We start from the raw sequence: 19745 nt of genomic DNA, 5'->3' as shown, positions 1-19745 counted from the left end.
GGAGACGGTGGGGACTAGTGGCTGTGGCCTGCGTGCTCGTCCTCTTCGGCCGGCTTCTCTACGACCAGGGTCTCGGTGGTGAGAACCAGGGCGGCGATGGACGCCGCGTTGCGGAGGGCTGCCCGGGTGACCTTGACGGGGTCGATAACGCCGGCGCCGATCAGGTCCTCGTACTCGCCGGACTTGGCGTTGAAGCCGTTGTTGGTCTCGAGGTCGGCAACCTTGGAGGTGACCACGTAGCCGTCGAACCCGGCGTTCTGGGCGATCCAGCGCAGCGGCTGCACCAGTGCACGGCGGACAATACCGACAGCTGCCGCAGCATCGCCTTCGAGGGCCTTCACCGAAGCGTCCTCATCCAGTGCCTTCAGGGCGTGGATCAGGGCGGAGCCGCCGCCGGCTACGATGCCTTCTTCGAGGGCAGCGCGGGTGGAGGACACGGCGTCCTCGATGCGGTGCTTCTTTTCCTTCAGCTCAACCTCGGTGGCAGCACCGACCTTGATGACGCCGATGCCGCCGGCCAGCTTGGCCAGGCGCTCCTGGAGCTTTTCGCGGTCCCAGTCGGAGTCGGTGCGGGTCAGCTCGGCGCGGAGCTGGGCAACGCGGGCGGAGACGTCCTCGGCCGTTCCGGCGCCGTCAACGATGGTGGTGTTGTCCTTGGTGACGGTGATGCGGCGGGCGGTACCCAGCACCTCCAGGCCAACGGTGTCCAGGCTCAGGCCCAGTTCCGGGGACACAACCTGTGCACCGGTGAGGGTGGCGATGTCCTGCAGCATGGCCTTGCGTCGGTCACCGAAGCCCGGAGCCTTGACGGCAACCACATTCAGGGTGCCGCGGATGCGGTTGACGATCAGCGTGGACAGGGCCTCGCCCTCAACGTCCTCGGCGATGATGAACAGCGGCTTGGAGCTCTGCAGTGCCTTTTCGAGCAGCGGCAGGAATTCCTGGATCGAGGAGATCTTGCCCTGGTTGATCAGGATGAGCGCGTCCTCGAGGACTGCTTCCTGGCGTTCCGCGTCAGTGACGAAGTACGGGGACAGGTAGCCCTTGTCGAACTGCATGCCCTCGGTGAGGACCAGCTCGGTTTGCGTGGTGGAGGACTCTTCGATGGTGATAACGCCATCCTTGCCCACCTTCCCGAAGGCCTCGGCGAGAAGCTCGCCGATCTCGTCGCTCTGCGCGGAGATCGCGGCGACGCTGGCCACCTGGGTGCCTTCGACGGGACGGGCGTTCTCCAGCAGGCGCGCGGCCACGGCTTCCACCGCGACCTCGATGCCGCGCTTGATCTGGCCGGGGGCAGCGCCGGCTGCCACGTTGCGCAGGCCTTCCTTGACCAGTGCCTGGGCCAGGACCGTGGCGGTGGTGGTGCCGTCGCCGGCAACATCGTTGGTCTTGGTGGCTACTTCCTTGGCCAACTGCGCGCCGAGGTTTTCGTAGGGATCGTCCAGTTCCACTTCGCGGGCGATGGTGACGCCGTCGTTCGTGATGGTGGGTGCGCCCCACTTCTTGTCCAGGACGACGTTGCGGCCGCGGGGGCCGAGCGTCACCTTGACGGTGTTCGCGAGCTTATCGATGCCGGCCTCAAGGGCCCGGCGGGCAGCGTCATCAAACGCAAGCTGCTTTGCCATGGTTTTGTCCTTTCAAAGACAGAGCCCCGCGCTGCCGGCCAGCGTAAGCATGGCCGGCGGCACGGGGATCCGGAAGAGTTACTTGACGACGATTGCCAGCACGTCGCGGGCCGACAGCACCAGGTACTCGGTGCCGCCGGTCTTGACTTCGGTTCCGCCGTACTTGGAGTAGATGACGACGTCGCCAACGGCTACGTCAACGGGAACGCGGTTGCCGTCTTCGAAGCGGCCGGGGCCTACTGCAACAACTTCGCCTTCCTGCGGCTTCTCCTGGGCGGAGTCCGGGATGACCAGGCCGGAAGCCGTGGTCTGCTCGGCTTCGAGCGGGCGAACAACAATACGATCCTCAAGAGGCTTAATAGAGACCGACACTCGGACCTCTCCTTTTCGTCAGCAAATTCGTGGACTGGAAAGCTTTCCGCCGTAGCTGGCAAACCGTCGTCGCGGTGCCGGCAGCAGCCTGGCTGGCAGCTCTTCATGTGTTAGCACCCTCCTAGGGAGAGTGCTAATGAAGACTCTATGTAAGGGTTAGCACTCGGTCAAGGTGAGTGCCAACGTTTCGTCATGGGCGTACATTGTTTTCGGTTCCGACGACGCCGGGCCGCCGGGCGGAAGGCGCGCCTAACGGCCCAGGTCGTCGAAGTCCACGTCCTCGCCGCCGTCGGCCTCGCCACCGCCCTGCTTCCCTGCCCGGTAGAGCACCCAGCCGGCCGCTGCCGCGGCGAGCAGCGCAGTAACGAGGAAGAAGATGCTCCCCGCCCGGGCGCCGTCGTACACCCCGCGGATATCCTGGGCCTCCTGCGTCTTGTCCTGGATGTCCTTGCCGCCCACCGAATAGACGGTGGCATTGAACGTGTCCAGCAGGAAAATGATCACCAGCAGGGCGATGCAGACCACGGCCACCACGGACGCCACGATCAGGACGGGACGGGCAAACCGGGCAGGACCGCGGTTCCTGGGCTCGTGGTCGCCGGTGGCCCCGGGGGCTGCGCTCTCATCCATGGTTTCAACAGTATCCGCATCCCGGCACGTGCTCCTCCACTAGGCTGGAACCCATGGCTCACGCTCCCCAGGACCAGATTGCACCGCTGTTGACCCCCGAAGGCTGGGAGTTGCTGGCGTCCCTGGCCCCCTACCGGGATGAGGACTCGTTCGAGCTCAATGCCGCGCTTCGCAAGGCCGGACACCCCGCCGAGCGCGTGTCCGCCGTCCTCACCCAGTCACGGCTGCGGACCAGGGCGGAGGCTAAATTCGGCGAGTTCGCGCGCCAAATGCTCTTTACCCAGGCCGGCCTGGAGCAGGCCACGCGCCTGAATGTGGCCGCACACCACGCGCAGCGGTTTGCTGCTGCCGGCATCAGCCACGTGGCGGACCTGGGCTGCGGCCTGGGCGCCGATTCCCTGGCCCTGGCTTCCCTGGACATCAACGTCACCTCGGTCGAAATGGACGAAACCACGGCGGCCTGCGCCACGGTAAACCTCATTCCGTTCCCCAACGCCACGGTGGTGCACGCGGACGCGGCAGCGGTCCCGCTGGAGGGGGTCGACGGCGTCTGGCTGGATCCGGCACGGCGGGTCACCTCCACCTCCGGTACCAAGCGGATCTGGGATCCTGAGGCGTTCTCCCCGCCGTTGTCATTCGTGGAGTCGCTGGCCGCGGAGGGGAAGGCGGTGGGCGTGAAGATGGGCCCGGGCATGCCGCACGAGTCCGTTCCCGCAGGCTGTGAGGCGCAGTGGGTGTCCGTGGCCGGGGACGTCACGGAGGTGACCCTGTGGTTCAACGCCGTGCGCAGGCCCGGCGTCCGCCGCGCCGCCCTGGTCCTGGGTTCCCAGGGGCCCGCCGAACTGGCCAGTGCTGACGAATTCGGTGCCGGCCCGTCAGCTCCGGTGGGACCGGTGGAAGGCTACCTCTACGAACCCGATGGCGCAGTAATCCGCGCGGGACTGGTGGCGGACGTGGCGCTGCAGCTTGGCGGGCACCTGGTTGATGAACACATCGCCTACATCTGCGCTCCCGAACTCGTGGCCACCCCGTTCGCCAGGGCCTACAAAGTCCTTGATGTCATGCCCTACAACGTCAAGGCGCTCAAGGCGTGGGTGAAGCAGGAGGGAATCACCGTGCTGGACATCAAGAAGCGCGGCACGGCTGTTACCCCGGAAGAGCTGCGGAAGCAGCTGCTGCCCAGCGGGAAGAACACCAAAAAAGGTTCCGGCAAGGCGGCCACCCTGGTCCTCACCCGCATCGGCGAGGACCGGGTGGCCATCGTGGTGGAGCCCGTCCAGCCCGCTTAGGCGCTGCCGGCGACGCCGCTACTGGGCCCGCATGAACTCCTCGGCAGCCCGCACCTGCTCCGCGGTCGGCCGCACCCCGGTGTACAGGACGAACTGTTCCAGCGCCTGGATGGTGGCCACCTCGGCCCCCGTGATGACCGGCTTTCCTGCCGCCCGGGCGGCGCGGACCAGCGGCGTCTCGGCCGGCAGCGCCACCACGTCGAACACCAGGCGTGCCGCGTCGATCGCCTCGGCGGGGAAGGACAGCGCCTCAGCCTCCGCTCCTCCCGCCATGCCGATGGGGGTGACGTTGATGATCAGGTCAGCCGTCCCGCCGTCGAGCGCTGCACGCCACTTGAACCCGTACTGGTCCGCCAGTGCGCGTCCCGAAGCCTCGTTCCGGGCGATCACGGTGACGTCGCTGAAGCCGGCGTCCCGGAGGGCGGCCACCGTTGCCTTGGCCATGCCGCCGGCGCCCAGGACCAGCACCGAGTAGTCCGTGGGGACCGAATTGGCGGCCAGAAGCTGCTCGATCGCGGTGTAGTCGGTGTTGTACGCCTTGAGGTGCCCGCCGGTGTTGACGATGGTGTTCACCGAGTCGATGGCCTTGGCGGAAGGATCCATCTCGTCCACCAGCGCAATGACGTCTTCCTTGTAGGGCATGGAGATGGCACAGCCGCGGATGCCCAGCCCGCGGACGCCGGCGATGGCCTGTTCCAGATTGGTGGGCGCGAACGCCTTGTAGATCCAGTTCAGGTCCAGCTGCCCGTAGAGGTGGTTGTGGAACCGGGTCCCGTTGTTGCTGGGACGGGCCGAGAGCGAGATGCAGAGGGTCATGTCTTTATTCAGAATGGGCACCAGACCATTAAAGCGGTCCCGCCCAACTGGGTAGCGGCAAGTGTCGTTTTGAACGCCTGGAACGACGCTTGGCGCTACTTAGTTGGGTTACGGGCAGCCGGTTCCCCCAGGAAAGGGCCCGACGGCGGCGGGCAGCTTCCCGGGGGCCGGCGCCTTCCCTGCCAGCACTGCGGCCAGCGCGTCGAAGGCCGCGTCGGTGCGGCCGTACAGCGCCAGCTTGACCGGCGCGCCTGAGTCCTGGAGCGGCCAGGGGGCATCCAGGGCCACCGCGATGTCCCCACCCGCCGCTTTTCCGCCAGGCCCGATGAGGCTGACCAGCGGCCCTGATCCAACCGTGAGCCCGGCACGGGCGGCGGCCGCCTCGAAGCGTTCCCGGTCCCCCGGTCCCCCGCCGGCCACTCGCACCGAGCCCGGCACCAAGGGTCCGCTGCACGGACCTGAAAGAACCGTGACGGCCGACGCCGAGACCTGCGTTGACAATGGTGCACCGCTTCCTGCCTGGGCAGCTGTGGCCGCTGTCCCGGCAGGAGGCGAGGTCCGGGCATGCCAGATCATCATGGTGGCCACCCGCTGGGCGGCCTCATCGAGCCGGGCGGCCGAAAGGGTGCCGGCGGCCAGGGCCTGGAGGATGGCGGCGTGCGCCTGCTCCACGTCCGCGGGCATCAGCAGCAGGTCGGCGCCGGCGGCCACGGCTTTCACCGCAGCCGCGCCCGCTGGGTACTGCTTGTCCACCGCGCCCATGTTGAGGGCGTCAGTCACGGCCACGCCCTTGAAGCCCAGGCCCCTCAGCGCGGCGTAGCTGGGTGCGGAGAGCGACGCCGGCACACCTGGTTCCAGCGCAGGCACGGCGATGTGCCCGGTCATGATGATCGGGAGGGCCGCCGTGACGGCGGCCTGGAAGGGTTTCCAGTCCCGGCCCTGGAGTTCGTCAATGCCGGCCGGCTGGACGGGGAGGCTGAGGTGGGAATCTGCCGTCACCGAGCCGTGTCCGGGAAAGTGCTTGACGGTGGGGAGCACGCCGGCATCCAGCATGCCCTGGGAAAACGCCACCCCTTGGGTTGCCGCGGCCGCCGGATCGGCGGACATGGAGCGTGCCCCGATGGTGGGGTCCTTGGGGCCGATGGTCACGTCGGTATCGGGTGCGAAGTCGAGGTCGAAACCCAGCGGCGCCAGCTCGGCCGCCAGGCCTTTGCCGGCCTGGCGGGTCAGGGCCGCGTTGCCGGCGGCACCGTAGCTCATGGGCGTGGGCCATTCGGTGAGAGGCGGTCCCAGGCGTGCCACGCCACCCCCTTCCTGGTCCACCCCGATGATCCCCGGCCAGCGGCGCCCGTCGGCGGCAACGGCCTGCAGCAGCCGCTGGTTCACTGCGCCCATGGCGGCAACGTCCACGTTGCCCTGCGGGTCGCGCGGCACGTTGTCGGCCATGATGATGGACCCGGCCAGGTGCAGTCGCTGGATGAGCCCGGCATAGGCCTCCACCTGGTTGCCCCTGAAGGTTGGAAGCAGGACCTGCCCGGCCTTCTGCTCCGGTGACATGGCCGCCACGGCCGCCACGGCGGCGTCCCGGTCCCGCTGCTCGGGGCCCCACCCCAGAGGCCGGGAACCGGTGTCAGCCAAGGGAGCCGCAGAAGGGGGCGCCGGCGTCGTACTTGCTGTCGCCGAAGGGGCGCCGGCTGGCGGCGCGGACGGCGGGACCTGGCTTGGGGAGGCGGAACAGGAGGCCAGGGCCAAGGCCGACAGGGCCAGGAGAAGGGGGAAGGATTTGGCAGGGCTGTGACGCATGGGGAACGGTGCCATCAGTACGATGCTACCCCTGGACTAGACTTGAACTACCCCGTTCGCCTGCCGGCAGCAGCCTGTGAGCGGCATCAGCCAGCGGCAAACCGGACAGTTAGGAAACTTGTGAAGATCGACTTCGCGTCATCGAGGCAGTCAACCCTCGGTGTTGAGTGGGAGCTTGCACTGGTGGACGGGAAGACGGGCGAACTCGCTTCCGTGGCCAGCCAGGTGCTCCGCGGTGTGGCCTCCCGCCACCCGGAACTCAACGAAGACGACGAACATCCGCACATCAAGCAGGAACTGCTGCTGAACACGGTGGAACTGGTCACCGGCGTCTGCGAGACAGCTGCCCAGGCCAAGGAGGACCTCAGCCGTTCCGTCGCCGCTGTCCGGGAAATCACCGATCCCATGGGCGTGGAGCTGTTCTGCGCCGGAAGCCATCCGTTCAGCCCCCCGCAGCTGCAGCCGGTCACGGACAAGGCGCGCTACGCCAAGCTGATCGACCGGACCCAGTGGTGGGGCCGGCAAATGGTCATTTACGGTGTCCACGTGCATGTGGGGCTGGACCGCCGGGACAAGGCACTCCCCGTGCTGGACGGCCTAGTCAACTACTTCCCGCACTTCCAGGCGCTGTCCGCATCCAGCCCGTTCTGGGGCGGCGAGGACACCGGCTACGCCTCCCAGCGGGCCCTGATGTTCCAACAGCTCCCCACCGCAGGCCTGCCCTTCCAGTTCACGTCCTGGGAGGAGTACGAGTCCTATGTCCAGGACATGTTCACCACGGGCGTCATCGACACCATCTCGGAGATCCGGTGGGACATCCGGCCCGTGCCTGCGCTCGGAACCATCGAGATGCGCATCTGCGACGGCCTGGCCACCCTGGAGGAAGTGGGCGCGATTGCGGCCCTCACCCAGTGCCTGGTGGACGAGTTCTCCACCACCCTGGACAACGGCGGCACCATCCCCACCATGCCGCCGTGGCATGTGCAGGAGAACAAGTGGCGCGCCGCCCGGTACGGCCTGGACGCCATCATCATCCTGGATGCCGCAGGCCGGGAGCAGCTGGTCACCGACCACCTGCTGGAGACACTGAACCGGCTGGAGCCCGTCGCAGCCAAGCTGCGCTGCTCCGACGAGCTTGCCGACGTGGAGAAGATCATCCGCCGCGGCGCGGGGTACCAGCGCCAGCGCCGCGTGGCCGCGGAGAACGGCGGGAACCTCCAGGCCGTGGTGCTGGACCTGGTCAAGCAGATGCGCAACGGGCCCACCGCCTGACGTGCTCCTCCCGAAAGGGGGCACTTCGACACGGACACGCCGGCCGCCGTCGTGATTTACGACGGCGACGCCCCCAAAGTGCCCCGCGGCGGTTCGCCGGGCCCTCTGTCTTCAGGCCCGGAGCGACACCGACGTCACGGGCATCGATGAGTCCGGGGCGAAGCCGATTCCACTGGGCTCGACGCCGGCCATCACCAACTGTGCGCCCAAAGCGGCCACCATGGCGCCGTTGTCCGTGCAGAGGTCCAGGGGCGGGACGTGCAGCCGGATGCCGGCGGACGCGCAGCGCTGCCCCGTCAGTTCCCGCAGGCGCGAGTTTGCTGCCACGCCGCCGCCCAGCAAGACATCCCTGATGCCGTGCTCGCGGCAAGCCAGGACTGCCTTGGATGAAATCACGTCCACCACTGCCTCCTGGAAAGCGGCCGCGATGTCAGCCACGGGGATTTCTTCGCCGCGGGCCTCGAACTGCTCCACGCACCGGGCCACAGCCGTTTTGAGGCCGCTGAAGGACCAGTCGTACCGGTGCGGTCCCGGTTCATCCGCCGAGCCCATGTACTTGGGCTGGGTGAGGCCGCGGGGGAAGCGGATCGCTTTGGGATTGCCGCTCCGGGCCACCTTGTCGATGGCGGGGCCGCCCGGGTAGCCCAGGCCCAGGATGCGGGCCACCTTGTCGTAGGCCTCGCCCGCGGCGTCGTCGATGGTGGAACCCAGGAGCTCCACGTCACTGGCGATGCTGTTGATCCGGAGGATTTCGGTGTGGCCACCGGACACCAGCAGGGCCCCCAGGTTCTCCGGCAGCTCCTGCTTCCGGCCGTTGGCACGGTCATCCAGCAGTCCCACGCCGACGTGCGCCACCAGGTGGTTGATCGCATACAGCGGCTTTCCGGTGGCGACGGCGAGCGCCTTGGCAGCGCATACGCCCACCATGAGTGCGCCGGCCAGGCCGGGCCCGGACGTTACGGCGATGGCGTCCACCTCATCAAGGCCCACCCCGGCGTCGGCCAGTGCCTGCTCAAGGGTGGGGACGAAGGCGTCCAGGTGGGCGCGGGAAGCAATTTCGGGGATGACCCCGCCGAAACGGACGTGCTCGTCCATGGAGGACGAGACCGTGTTGGTGAGGAGAGTGGTGCCGCGGACGACTCCCACACCTGTTTCGTCGCAGGATGATTCGATGCCCAGCACCAGGGGCTGCGAGCGGTTCATGGCTGGCCTGCTTCCTTTGCTTCTTCCCCGATGGTTTCGGCGGCCGCGAACTGGAGCCGCATGATGAGGGCATCCACGCCGTCACGGTAATACCGGGGCCGGACGTGGATCTGCTCGAAGCCAAACCGCGCATACAGTTTTTGCGCCCGCGGGTTGTCGGCGCGGACCTCGAGCAGGACGTCGGCGGCACCGCGGCGCCGGGCCTCGTCGATAAGCTCCGTGAGCAGCGTGCTGCCGATGCCCCGCCCCTCAAAATCAGGGACGACGGCGATCGTCTGGACGTCCGCGATGGGCTCAATGCACATCAGCCCGGCATAGCCCACGATGCCGTCGCCGGTCTCCGCCACCAGGTAGCGGCGGGTCTCCGGCTGGGAGAGCTCGTCCAGGAACATCTGCACGGGCCAGGCATCAATGGGGAAGAGCTTGTGCTCCAGGATGCCGACGGCGGGAACATCGTCGAGCGTCATGTCGCGGACGGTGACGCCCATCATTCGGGGATCCGGGACAGTACTCACAAGGCCCTCTTCCGTGGTCCTGGAACCTGCGCGTCCGATTCGCGCAGGTACAGGGGTGTGGAGTCCAGCAGGGTGTGTCCCGACGCCAGCCGGGCCAGGGCGAACTGGCCGAGGTACAGGGCGTCCGGTTGTTCATTTGAGAACTCCGGGTGTGCCTGCAGCGCCGCTGCGTAAAGTCCCGCGCCGGCACCGAATGCAGGCAGGTCCGGAAGGTCCCCGGCGAAGCCGACGTGCGGACCGTCCTCCAGCAGGGGAAGCTGGCCGTCGCTCAGGCTGTAGCGGGCCCAGTACACCTCCTTGCGGCGGGCATCCGTGACCACCAGGAATTCCGGAACGGCTGCGGTGGACTCGGCCACCTCCAGCGCGACGGCATCCAGGCTCATCAGCCCGTGCAGGGGCTTGCCCCAGACGAAGGCCAGGGTCCGGGCGGTGGCGATGCCTGACCGGAGCCCGGTGAACGGGCCGGGACCCACGCCCACCACCAGGGCGTCGACGTCCTGCCCAGCCACTCCTGCCCCGGCCAGCATCGCGTTGATTCCGGGGGCAAGTACTTCGGCGTGGCTGCGGGTGTCCTCGGTCGAGAAACTGGCCAGCACGCTTTCCGGGGCGTCATCCGACACGAGCGCCGCGCTGGCCACGGCCGACGTATCGATCGTGAGGATCAGCATTCCGTTTCCCCTCCGGGGCCGTCCAGTTCGGTGCTGCCCGACTCGGTGCTGCCCAGTTCGGGGGCGGCTGCCCACCGGGGCCCGTACCCGCGCAGCACGATGGCTCGGGGCTCGTCCGTGTCGTCGCCGTCGAAGTCCAGGCTCCCGCGGTACTCCCCCGTTGCACCGAGCCCGATGGCACGGTGCAGGTCGATCTCCAAGCGGCTGTCGCTCAGGTGCTCCACCCGCTCATGCCCCCACTCCACCACCGTCACGGACGAATCCATGGTGTTTTCGAGGTCGATGTCGTCAATTTCCGCCGCCGAGCCCAGCCGGTAGGCGTCCACGTGCACCAGGTCCGGGCCGCCCGGACGTGGTCCGTCCGGCAGGTTGGGATGGATCCGGACCAGGACGAACGTGGGCGAGATGATGCCGGCGCGGACGCCCAGGCCCTCGCCGAGGCCCTGGGTGAACGTGGTTTTCCCGGCACCCAGCTCGCCGGACAGCACCACCAGGTCACCTGCCTGCAGTAGCTCCGCCAAACGGGCACCGAACGCGTGCGTCTGTTCCGCCGTCGTCGCCGTGCAGGTCTTTTCCCAGTTGGAGGCCAACTGCTCCGGCGCGCTCATGCGGCCCCTGCCTTGCCTGGCACGCCCAGCGAACCCTGGCCATTGGCCGCCGGTTGGTCCTCGTTGATGAAGCGGCGGGGAACACGGGGGCTGATCCTGGTCACGATTTCATAGTTGATGGTTCCGGCGGCGCGTGCCCAGTCTTCGGCTGTGGGCCCGCCGTCGGCACCGTCCCCAAACAGCACCGCTTCCGCGCCTTGCAGGCCGGCTCCGGCGTGTTCCGCTCCAAGGTCGATGACCATCTGGTCCATGGCGATGCGGCCCACCACGGGGTAGGTCTTTCCGGCCACGCGGACAGGGCCGCCCGTGGCGATCCGCGGGACGCCGTCGGCATAGCCCATCGGTATCAGCGCCAAGGTGCTGGCATTCCGGGTGCGGTAGTGCAACCCGTAGGAGACGCCCTGCCCCTCCGGCACTTCCTTGCACTGGGACACCAGCGTGCGCAGCGTCATGGCGGGGCGGAGGCCGAGCTCCGCGGACGTCTGGCCGTCAAACGGCGAAAGCCCGTAGATGCCCAGGCCAACCCTGACCAGGTCGAAGTGGGTGTCCGGCCGGGAGAGGGTGGCGGGGGTGTTGGCCAGGTGCCGCACCTCGGGATCCACTCCCGCGTCCTCCGCGATGGCCAGCGCCTCCCGGAATGCCGCCACCTGGTGGTCCGTTTCGGGGCGGTCCGGTTCGTCGGCGACAGCCAGGTGGGAGAAGATGCCCACCACGCGCAGCAAACCCTGGTCCTGGTATTCCACGGCTTCCCCCACCAGCCGGTCCCACGTCTCGGGGGTGGCTCCGTTGCGGCCCAGCCCGGTGTCCACCTTGAGGTGCACCCGCGCCGGCCGCTCCTGCTCACGGGCGGCGGCAACGATGCGTTCCAGCTCCCACCCTGAGCAGCCGATGTCGACGCCGGCAGCCACCGCAGCGCCGAAATTGCTGTCCGTGGTGTGCAGCCACGCGAGAAGCGGCGCGTCGATGCCGGCGGCGCGCAGCGAGAGGGCCTCGGAAATATGGGCAACGCCAAGCCAGGATGCGCCTGCCTGCAGGGCTGCGCGGGCCACGGGAACGGCGCCGTGCCCGTAGGCGTCGGCCTTGACGACGGCCATGACTTTCGCGGGGGAAGCAGCGTCGGCAAGCCGGCGGACGTTGTGCCGGATGGCGTCCAGGTCGATCACGGCGGACCGCTCATGGCGGGGGTCCTGCCGGGAAGCAGCACTGAATTCACCGGTTGTTGCGGGGTAGGTCACCAATTGATTCTAGTGCGGGCGCTTCGCACCGAATAATCAGGGCACTCTTCCCCCTCAGGCGTCCGATAGGTGCGCGATGGTGGCCGCAGCCCTGCGCTGGGCTGCCAGCGGCACATCCTCGATGATGTCCGCAAGGAACCCGAACCGCCGCAGCCATTGGCTCATCTGCCGCTCCGGGCGGGCGTTGGCGCGTTTCCACCAGTCGGCGATATCCCCCCATCCCGGGGCTGCCAGCGATCCGCCCACCTCCTGCACGGCCAGGGACGCGCACAGGTTGGCGAACCGCAGCCTGTCCCCCAGCGGCCAGCCGGCCAGGGTGCCCACGATGAAGGCCGCGTCGAAGCAGTCTCCGGCTCCGGTGGGGTCATGGGCCTTGACGGGAAGGGACGGGACCCACTCCTCCTCCCCGGTTTCCGAGTCCACCGCCATGGCGCCCTGCGCTCCAAGGGTTACGACGGCCACCGGCACCCGGTCCGCCAGCGCATAGAGGGCACTCCACGGATTGTCCTTGCCCGTGAACGCCATGGCCTCGCGCTGGTTGGGCAGGAAAGCGTAAAAGTACTGCAGGTTTTCGAGCCGCACCGGCGCCCACTCCCCGCTGGGATCCCACCCCACATCCCCAAACAGCTTCACCCCGGCAGCATGGGCCGCCCCGGCCCACGGTTCCATCTCCATCCCCACCTCCGCGATGCCGGCGAGCGCCTTGGGCGGCTTGCCGATCAGCTCGGAGTTTGACACCGGCGCCGAGTGCCCGTGGGTCACCAGGGAGCGGTCCTGGTCGACGCAGAGGGACACGGTCACCGGTGAGTGCCAGCCCGGAACGCGGCGGGAAAGGCTGAGGTCCACATGTTCCTGCCCGGAGAGGATCTTCCAGTTGAAGTCCCCATACCCGTCGTCGCCGAAAGCTGCTGCCAGCCCGGTACGCAGCCCCAGCCTTGCAGCGGCGATGGCCTGGTTCGCCACCCCGCCGGGACAGCTGCCCATGCCGTCGCTCCAGACTTCCGTGCCGGGTTCGGGCCCGTGGGGCAGGCCGGTAAAGATGATGTCCTGGAACACGGTTCCTGCCAGCAGGAGGTCGAACCCCGGTTCGACGGGCGAGCGGACGCCAGCCAGGGGGTCGAAGGGGCGTGCCGGAATCGCGTCCATGATCGGCACAATACGCTGTGCCGCAGCACTCCGGTAGGGGTATTGAAAGGGGTGTGGACAGGCTGTCAGAGGCCGGTCCTAGACTGCATGGTATGCGGCTTCTGATTGCCGGCGGCGGGGGTTTCCGGGTGCCGCTGATATACCGGGCATTGGTGTCCGGGCGTTTTTCCGGGCTGGTCACCGAACTGGTGCTGTACGACGTCGATCCCGGCCGCCTCGGAGCCGTCACCCACGTGCTCCGCAGTATGCCCGGAGGCCAGGGAGCGCACCTTCCGGTCCACGCCACCACCGACCTTGCCGGCGCCCTGGCCGGCACCACCATGGTGTTCGCCGCGATCCGGCCCGGCGGCACGGCAGGACGCGTTGCGGATGAAAGGGTGGCGCAGGACCTTGGGCTGCTGGGGCAGGAAACCACCGGGGCTGGCGGGATCTCCTATGCTTTGCGGACCATTCCTTACATGCTGGACCTTGCCCGGCTGATGCGCGATCGCTGCCCGGACGCGTGGCTGATCAATTTCACCAACCCGGCCGGAATGGTTACTGAGGCGCTGCTCCCCGTCCTGGGGCACCGCGCCATCGGGATCTGCGACTCCGCGGGCGGGCTGGTGCACCGGGCCGCGGGCGCTGCCGGCTTTCCGTTGGCGGAGGGACGGCTCGACGGCGTGGGCTACTACGGCCTGAACCATCTGGGCTGGCTATACCGGCTGGAGTCCGGCGGCCGGGACGTGCTGCCTGGCCTGCTTGCTGACGCTGGGGCCCTGCAATCGTTCGAGGAGGGCAGGCTCTTCCCGCAGCCGTTCCTGGCCAGCCTGGGCCTGCTCCCCAACGAGTACCTGTATTACTACTACCAACGGGATGCCGCCCGGCAGGCGATGCAGGCAATGGCACGGACCCGCGGCGAGACCATCCACAGCCAGCAGCAGGAGCTGTATCCGCGGCTGGCAGCTGCGGGGCCGGAGGCATACCGGCTGTGGGAGGAGGCGCGGCGCTCCCGCGAAGAGGGGTACCTGGCCGAGGCGCGGCGCGGGGGCGAGCGCCGGGATGAGGAGGACCTGGCCGGGGGCGGCTATGAGCGGGTGGCGCTGGCGGCCATGCGGGCCCTTGCCGGCGGCGGGGACACCCAACTGATCCTCAACACGCGGAACGCGCTGCCGGCCACAGTGGGGCCTGCCGCACCCGCGCCGCCCACGGCTACCCCAGGCCCTGCCCAACCCGCCCTTCCCGGCCTGCCCGCGGACGCCGTCGTCGAAGTCCCTTGCACGGTCACGGCCAACGGCGCCGTCCCGCTGCCCCAGCAGCTGCCGGCCGGCCAGCAACTTGGGCTGCTCCAGCGGGTCAAGGAGGTGGAGCGGCTCACCGTCCAGGCCGCCACCACCGGCAACCGTGCAGCCGCCCTGGAAGCCTTCGCACGGCATCCGCTCGTGGATTCTGTGGATCTCGCCGCGCAGCTTCTGGCCGGTTATGAGCGGGCATTTCCGGCTTTGGGGAAGATGTGGGAGGGCTGAGGGCGTTAGGGGAAGGAGTAGTGTTTTATCGGATGCGCACTGAGCCGGCTACCCTGACACGCGCCGGCGGCCGGAAGGAGGTCCCATGGCACTGATCCGCAGGGTCGCTTTGCTCTCCCTCCACACCTCGCCCATGGAACAGCCGGGCTCCGGCGATGCCGGCGGAATGAACGTCTATATCCGCGAGCTGGCTTCAGCACTGGCCGAGGCGGGCGTGGAGGTGGAGATCTTTACGCGTGCCACCTCGGCCGACCAGCCCGCCGTCGAGCACCCGGATCCCGGCGTGTGCGTGCACAACGTCCTCGCCGGCCCGCCCCAAAAGATCCCCAAAGAGGAACTTCCCGGCCTGCTGCACGCCATGGTTGCTGAGATCGAGCAGATCCGCCGCCGCCAGCCCCACGGCCGGTACGACGTCATCCATTCGCATTACTGGGTGTCCGGGATCGCCGGGCTGGAGTTGTCCCAGCTGTGGGGCGTGCCCCTGGTGCACACCATGCACACCATGGCCAAGGTCAAGAACCTGCTGCTGGAGTCCGGCGAACAGCCCGAGCCCCGGCGGCGCGAGGTGGGCGAACACCGCATCGTGGACGGCGCGGCCCGGCTCATCGCCAACACCAGCTCGGAGGCCGCCGAATTGGTGTCCCACTACGGCGCCGCCTACGACCGGATCGACATCGCGCCGCCCGGCGTGGACCTCGCCACGTTCACCCCCGCATTCCGGGCACGCTCCAGAGCGGAGCACGGCGTCAGCCCCGACACCTTCCATCTGGTGTTCGCGGGCCGCATCCAGCGGCTGAAGGGCCCGCAGGTCCTGGTCAAGGCTGCCGCGCTGCTGCGGAAACGCCGCCCGGACATCGACCTGCGCGTCACCGTCCTGGGCGCATTGAGCGGCAACAAGGAATTCAACCTCCGCTGCCTGGTGGCGGAGGCAGGAATGGACGACGTCGTCACGCAGCTTCCGCCGGTGAAGGCGCCTGAGCTTGCGTCCTGGTTCCGGGCGGCGGACGTTGTGGTGATGCCTTCCTTCAGCGAATCCTTCGGGCTGGTGGCCCTTGAGGCGCAGGCCTGCGGCACGCCCGTGGTGGCCACCCGCGTCGGCGGGCTTTCCCGGGCCATCTTCCATGGCCGCACCGGCCTTCTGGTGGACGGCCATCACGCGGCAGACTGGGCGGATGCGCTGGAAGCCCTGTACGACGACCCCGCCACCCGCGAGGACCTGGGCCGCGCCGCCGCCATCCGCGCCCAAAACTCCGGCTGGCAGCGCACTGCCGCGATCACGCTGGAAAGCTACCACGCCGCCGTCGACACCTTTGTGGGCCGCCGCCTGGCGCCGGTGGTTCCTGCCTCCTGAATTTCCTTCCAGCTTTGTTCATTCGTGCGCGGCCCTTCGTTCTCCGCCCGGCGTGCTGTTAGCTTAGGGGCAGGTGTCCGGCGCCTGCCGGTGCGGGAAAGGACAAGGATGTCTGCGCTTCCTTCTGATCTTGAGATAGCCAGGGCTGCCCGGATCCGGCCCATTGGGGAGATCGCGGCCGCGGCGGGGGTCAATTCTGACGCGCTGGAACAGTACGGGCGGTACAAGGCGAAAATCGATCCGGCCAGGCTTACGGCGCCGGCTCCGCACGGCAAGGTGGTGCTGGTCTCGGCCATGTCCCCCACCCCGGCCGGCGAGGGCAAGTCCACCACCACTGTGGGGTTGGCCGACTCGCTGGCCCGGGCCGGCCACAAGGTGATGATCGCGCTGCGGGAGCCGTCGCTGGGCCCGGTCCTGGGCATGAAGGGCGGCGCCACCGGCGGGGGTTATTCGCAGGTGCTCCCCATGAATGAGATCAACCTGCACTTCACCGGGGACTTCCATGCGATCACTTCGGCCAACAACGCCCTGATGGCACTGGTGGACAACCACATCTACCAGGGCAACGCGCTGAACATCATGGCAAGGCAGTTACCCCTGGGCGACTTGGTGGCCATGGGAGACGAATTAGTCCGTCAGCCTCGGCTCGACTTCGAGGACAGGGACAGCCCTCACTCAACGATTGGGGAACTGCGGGCGCTCATTACCCGCCATCCGAATCTCCAAGGCGTTGTGCGTGCCAGACAGGCACTGGAACTGGTGCGGGTGGGGTCCGACTCTGCTCCTGAGACCTTCCTTCGATTGGCCATGATGGACTCAAACCTTCCTGCGCCTGAGTTGCAGCTGAAACTTCGGCCTGGAGACCCTCGGTCACCGTCGGCCGATCTAGGCTACGGCAGGCAAAGAATTGCCATCCAGTACGACGGCGGGCACCACCTTCTGGAACCGCAGCGTATAAGCGACCGGAGAAGGGACAGGTCTTTTGAAGCAGCGGGATGGACTGTCGTCATCATCGACAAAGCCGATCAGGAAGACAACTTCGCGGCCGCCATCAAGAAGATCAGGCGGGCCCTGAGAAGTTCTTTGTCGGAATCCACGGTCACGGCGGGTTTCGTCAGCAGCTGCTAGTTGCAGCGGTCCATGCGTGGGATCTTTGGGCTTCTGGTCCCGCCGCCAAGCTCTCGCGTTTGGCCCCCATGGGCAGACCTCGACCTGGACAAGCCAGATCCATCCCCGCCCCGATCATTCTGAGGGACGCTGGGAAGGATGCCACTTCAGGTGAGCGGGCGTTCCTGAAAAACCCGTCAAAAGTGAGCGCGCGTTTCGGAAATACCCTTCGAAGGTGAGCGGGCGTGTTAAGGGGAAACGCTCCCCCACCCCGGAGGGTGAGGGAGCGTCAGGTTTAGCGCTCCAGGTCGCCGCGGATGAAGGCCTCGACCTTTTCGCGGGCGAGGTCGTCGTTGAACTGCTCCGGCGGGGACTTCATGAAGTAGCTCGACGCCGACAGCAGCGGCCCGCCGATCCCACGGTCCAGGCCGATCTTCGCCGCACGGATCGCGTCGATGATCACACCGGCAGAGTTCGGCGAATCCCAAACCTCCAGCTTGTACTCCAGGGACACCGGCGCGTCACCAAAGTTCCGGCCTTCAAGGCGGACAAACGCCCACTTCCGATCATCAAGCCACTGCACATAATCTGACGGGCCAATGTGGACATCCTTGGCAGCCAGCTCAGCCTCAACGTTGGACGTCACCGCCTGGGTCTTGGAAATCTTCTTGGACTCCAGCCGGTCACGCTCCAGCATGTTCTTGAAATCCATGTTTCCACCAACGTTCAGCTGGTACGTCCGGTCCAGGGTCACACCCCGGTCCTCGAACAGCTTCGCCATCACCCGGTGCGTAATGGTCGCACCGATCTGGCTCTTGATGTCGTCACCCACGATCGGCACCCCAGCAGCCGTGAACTTGTCAGCCCACTCCTTCGTCCCGGCAATAAACACCGGCAGTGCATTCACGAACGCCACCCCTGCGTCAATCGCGCACTGGGCGTAAAACTCGGCAGCCTCCTGCGAACCGACCGGCAGGTAGCAGACCATGACATCAACCTTGGCGTCCTTCAAAGCCTGGACAACGTCCACGGGCTCTTCGGTGGACTGCTCGATGGTCTCAAGGTAGTACTTGCCCAGCCCGTCCAGGGTGTGGCCACGCTGGACCGTGACACCGGTTGGCGGGACATCCGCAATCTTGATCGTGTTGTTCTCGCTCGCCAGGATCGCCGCAGACAGGTCATGGCCCACCTTCTTGCCGTCCACATCAAACGCGGCGACGAACTCAACGTCACCCACGTGGTACTGGCCAAACTCAACATGCATCAAGCCCGGAACAGTATCGGCCGGATTGGCATCCTTGTAATACTGGACGCCCTGCACCAGCGAGGCAGCGCAGTTACCCACGCCAACGATTGCAACACGGATCGGATGTGAAGACACAGAACTCCTTAGGACAAATGTCAGCCGGCCGGGTTTGCTACGCAGAAAGTACGACGGCGGCCGGCTGGCACGGCGCCGCGCGGCGCCTTTACATATTACCCAACACGGCGGGATGGGGGCTTGTTCCCCGTCCCGCCTTTTGAATGGGAGGGACGAAAATCAGGCGTCCTGCTTCCAGAGGTTGATGTCTGATTCCACCGCGAATTCGTCAATCGCTGTCAGTTCCTCATCAGAGAAGCTGAGGTTGTTGATGGCGGACAGCGTGTCCTCCAACTGCCGGACGCTGGAGGCACCCACCAAAGCCGACGTGACGGGTGAACCCTTGGGCTGGTCGCGCAGGATCCAGGCGATGGCCATCTGGGCGAGGGACTGTCCGCGGCCCTCGGCGATCTTCCGCAGGCCGCGGACCCGGTCCAGCTTCTCGTCGGTAATTGAATCCTCGGACAGGAACCGTGCCTTGGCCGCACGCGAGTCGGCGGGGATGCCGTGGAGGTAGCGGTCGGTGAGCATGCCCTGCGCGAGGGGCGAGAAAGCGATCGAACCGGCGCCCACCTGGTCCAGTACCTCGTACAGGTTCGGCGAACCGTCCTCGGTCCAGCGGTTGAGCATGGAGTAGCTGGGCTGGTGGATCAGCAGCGGCGTGCCCAGTTCCTTGAGGATGCGCGCGGCCTCGAGGGTCTGCTCCGGGGTGTAGGAGGAGATGCCGGCGTACAGTGCTTTTCCGGACCGGACAGCGTAGTCCAGGGCTCCCATGGTCTCTTCCAGGGGCGTTTCCGGATCCGGCCGGTGGCTGTAGAAGATGTCCACGTACTCCAGGCCCATCCGCTCCAGCGACTGGTCCAGGCTGGAAATCAGGTACTTGCGCGAACCCCACTCACCATACGGCCCAGGCCACATGTAGTAGCCCGCCTTGGTGGAAATCACCAGTTCATCGCGGTAGGGCCTGAAGTCGTCCCGCAGGTGCCGGCCAAAATTGGTTTCCGCAGACCCGTCCGGCGGCCCGTAGTTGTTGGCGAGGTCGAAGTGGTTCACGCCAAGGTCGAAGGCGCGGCGGAGGATGTCCCGCTGTTCCTCGAAGCGCTTGTCGTCGCCGAAGTTGTGCCACAGGCCAAGGGAGATGGCCGGAAGCTTGAGCCCACTGCGGCCCACCCGGCGGTAGGGCATGGATTCGTAGCGGTTGTCCGCTGCAACGTACGTCATAAAGTTCTCTCTTCCGTCG

The 19745-nt window shown here is 67.2% G+C and carries 17 protein-coding genes and 1 pseudogene; 5 read left to right on the top strand and 13 right to left on the bottom strand.

From position 1 onward, the window contains the following. Positions 1 to 14 precede the first annotated feature (14 nt). The 3 genes from groL to IEW19_RS06805 all read right to left on the bottom strand — a co-directional run bounded on the left by groL (position 15) and on the right by IEW19_RS06805 (position 2627). Positions 15 to 1625, bottom strand: coding sequence for a chaperonin GroEL (gene groL, locus IEW19_RS06815; RefSeq protein ID WP_188570894.1), 1611 nt, complete (start codon positions 1623 to 1625; stop codon positions 15 to 17). 78 nt (positions 1626 to 1703) lie between these two features. Further along, entirely contained in the window at positions 1704 to 1997 is a 294-nt protein-coding gene (gene groES, locus IEW19_RS06810) for a co-chaperone GroES (protein ID WP_003805290.1), read from the bottom strand. Between the two features lie 249 nt (positions 1998 to 2246). Beyond that, entirely contained in the window at positions 2247 to 2627 is a 381-nt protein-coding gene (locus IEW19_RS06805; RefSeq protein WP_188570893.1) for a hypothetical protein, read from the bottom strand. 53 nt (positions 2628 to 2680) lie between these two features. On the opposite strand from IEW19_RS06805, the gene IEW19_RS06800 reads away from it, so the two are divergent. Then, positions 2681 to 3916 (top strand): THUMP-like domain-containing protein, encoded by a 1236-nt coding sequence (locus tag IEW19_RS06800; RefSeq protein WP_188570892.1) that lies wholly within the window; start codon positions 2681 to 2683, stop codon positions 3914 to 3916. 18 nt (positions 3917 to 3934) lie between these two features. Here IEW19_RS06800 and IEW19_RS06795 read toward each other — a convergent pair whose 3' ends face one another. Both IEW19_RS06795 and IEW19_RS06790 read right to left on the bottom strand, forming a co-directional pair. Next, positions 3935 to 4753: a shikimate 5-dehydrogenase gene (locus IEW19_RS06795; RefSeq protein ID WP_268236239.1), complete on the bottom strand. Its 819-nt coding sequence runs from the start codon at positions 4751 to 4753 to the stop codon at positions 3935 to 3937. A gap of 87 nt (positions 4754 to 4840) precedes the next feature. Continuing rightward, on the bottom strand, positions 4841 to 6289 hold the full coding sequence (locus tag IEW19_RS06790; RefSeq protein WP_188570999.1) for a glycoside hydrolase family 3 N-terminal domain-containing protein: 1449 nt from the start codon (positions 6287 to 6289) through the stop codon (positions 4841 to 4843). Between the two features lie 366 nt (positions 6290 to 6655). Between IEW19_RS06790 and IEW19_RS06785 the strand changes: the two genes are divergently transcribed. Continuing rightward, positions 6656 to 7807, top strand: coding sequence for a glutamate--cysteine ligase (locus IEW19_RS06785; protein ID WP_188570891.1), 1152 nt, complete (start codon positions 6656 to 6658; stop codon positions 7805 to 7807). A 111-nt stretch (positions 7808 to 7918) separates the two neighbouring features. Here the strand turns inward: IEW19_RS06785 and tsaD are convergent, their stop codons facing one another. Genes tsaD through IEW19_RS06755 form a run of 6 tightly spaced genes read right to left on the bottom strand, consistent with a single transcriptional unit; the run spans position 7919 to position 13182 of the window. Further along, the gene (gene tsaD / locus IEW19_RS06780) at positions 7919 to 9010 is read right to left on the bottom strand and encodes a tRNA (adenosine(37)-N6)-threonylcarbamoyltransferase complex transferase subunit TsaD (protein WP_188570890.1); all 1092 of its coding nucleotides are present in this window, start codon (positions 9008 to 9010) and stop codon (positions 7919 to 7921) included. Continuing rightward, entirely contained in the window at positions 9007 to 9501 is a 495-nt protein-coding gene (gene rimI / locus IEW19_RS06775; protein ID WP_188570998.1) for a ribosomal protein S18-alanine N-acetyltransferase, read from the bottom strand. Before rimI ends, tsaD begins: the two co-directional genes overlap by 4 nt. 20 nt (positions 9502 to 9521) lie before the next feature. After that, complete coding sequence (gene tsaB / locus IEW19_RS06770; RefSeq protein ID WP_188570889.1) at positions 9522 to 10193, bottom strand: tRNA (adenosine(37)-N6)-threonylcarbamoyltransferase complex dimerization subunit type 1 TsaB; 672 nt, start codon at positions 10191 to 10193, stop codon at positions 9522 to 9524. Continuing rightward, positions 10187 to 10801 carry a tRNA (adenosine(37)-N6)-threonylcarbamoyltransferase complex ATPase subunit type 1 TsaE gene (gene tsaE, locus IEW19_RS06765; protein WP_188570888.1) on the bottom strand — a complete coding sequence of 205 codons (615 nt, stop codon included), beginning with the start codon at positions 10799 to 10801 and terminating at the stop codon, positions 10187 to 10189. The genes tsaB and tsaE overlap by 7 nt, the downstream gene beginning before the upstream one ends. Continuing rightward, complete coding sequence (gene alr / locus IEW19_RS06760) at positions 10798 to 12036, bottom strand: alanine racemase (protein WP_188570887.1); 1239 nt, start codon at positions 12034 to 12036, stop codon at positions 10798 to 10800. The genes tsaE and alr overlap by 4 nt, the downstream gene beginning before the upstream one ends. Before the next feature lie 54 nt (positions 12037 to 12090). Next, positions 12091 to 13182 carry a carbohydrate kinase family protein gene (locus IEW19_RS06755; RefSeq protein ID WP_188570886.1) on the bottom strand — a complete coding sequence of 364 codons (1092 nt, stop codon included), beginning with the start codon at positions 13180 to 13182 and terminating at the stop codon, positions 12091 to 12093. A 92-nt stretch (positions 13183 to 13274) separates the two neighbouring features. Here IEW19_RS06755 and IEW19_RS06750 point away from each other — a divergent pair, with 92 nt between their 5' ends. The 3 genes and pseudogenes from IEW19_RS06750 to IEW19_RS24195 all read left to right on the top strand — a co-directional run. Next, on the top strand, positions 13275 to 14687 hold the full coding sequence (locus IEW19_RS06750) for a family 4 glycosyl hydrolase (RefSeq protein ID WP_188570885.1): 1413 nt from the start codon (positions 13275 to 13277) through the stop codon (positions 14685 to 14687). An 85-nt stretch (positions 14688 to 14772) separates the two neighbouring features. Next, positions 14773 to 16038, top strand: a complete 1266-nt coding sequence (gene mshA, locus IEW19_RS06745; RefSeq protein ID WP_188570884.1) for a D-inositol-3-phosphate glycosyltransferase — start codon at positions 14773 to 14775, stop codon at positions 16036 to 16038. A 108-nt stretch (positions 16039 to 16146) separates the two neighbouring features. After that, positions 16147 to 16677 (top strand): annotated as a pseudogene (locus IEW19_RS24195) (formate--tetrahydrofolate ligase); the annotation flags it as partial. 763 nt (positions 16678 to 17440) lie between these two features. Here IEW19_RS24195 and IEW19_RS06735 read toward each other — a convergent pair. Both IEW19_RS06735 and mgrA read right to left on the bottom strand, forming a co-directional pair. Beyond that, the gene (locus IEW19_RS06735; protein ID WP_188570883.1) at positions 17441 to 18526 is read right to left on the bottom strand and encodes an inositol-3-phosphate synthase; all 1086 of its coding nucleotides are present in this window, start codon (positions 18524 to 18526) and stop codon (positions 17441 to 17443) included. A gap of 159 nt (positions 18527 to 18685) precedes the next feature. Further along, the gene (gene mgrA / locus IEW19_RS06730) at positions 18686 to 19726 is read right to left on the bottom strand and encodes an L-glyceraldehyde 3-phosphate reductase (RefSeq protein ID WP_188570882.1); all 1041 of its coding nucleotides are present in this window, start codon (positions 19724 to 19726) and stop codon (positions 18686 to 18688) included. Positions 19727 to 19745: the final 19 nt, after the last annotated feature.

The organism is Arthrobacter liuii (genome assembly GCF_014639275.1).
GTDB lineage: Bacteria > Actinomycetota > Actinomycetes > Actinomycetales > Micrococcaceae > Arthrobacter > Arthrobacter liuii.
The sequence above is the reverse complement of the archived record's forward strand: the minus strand, read 5'-3'. Positions and strand labels throughout refer to the sequence as shown.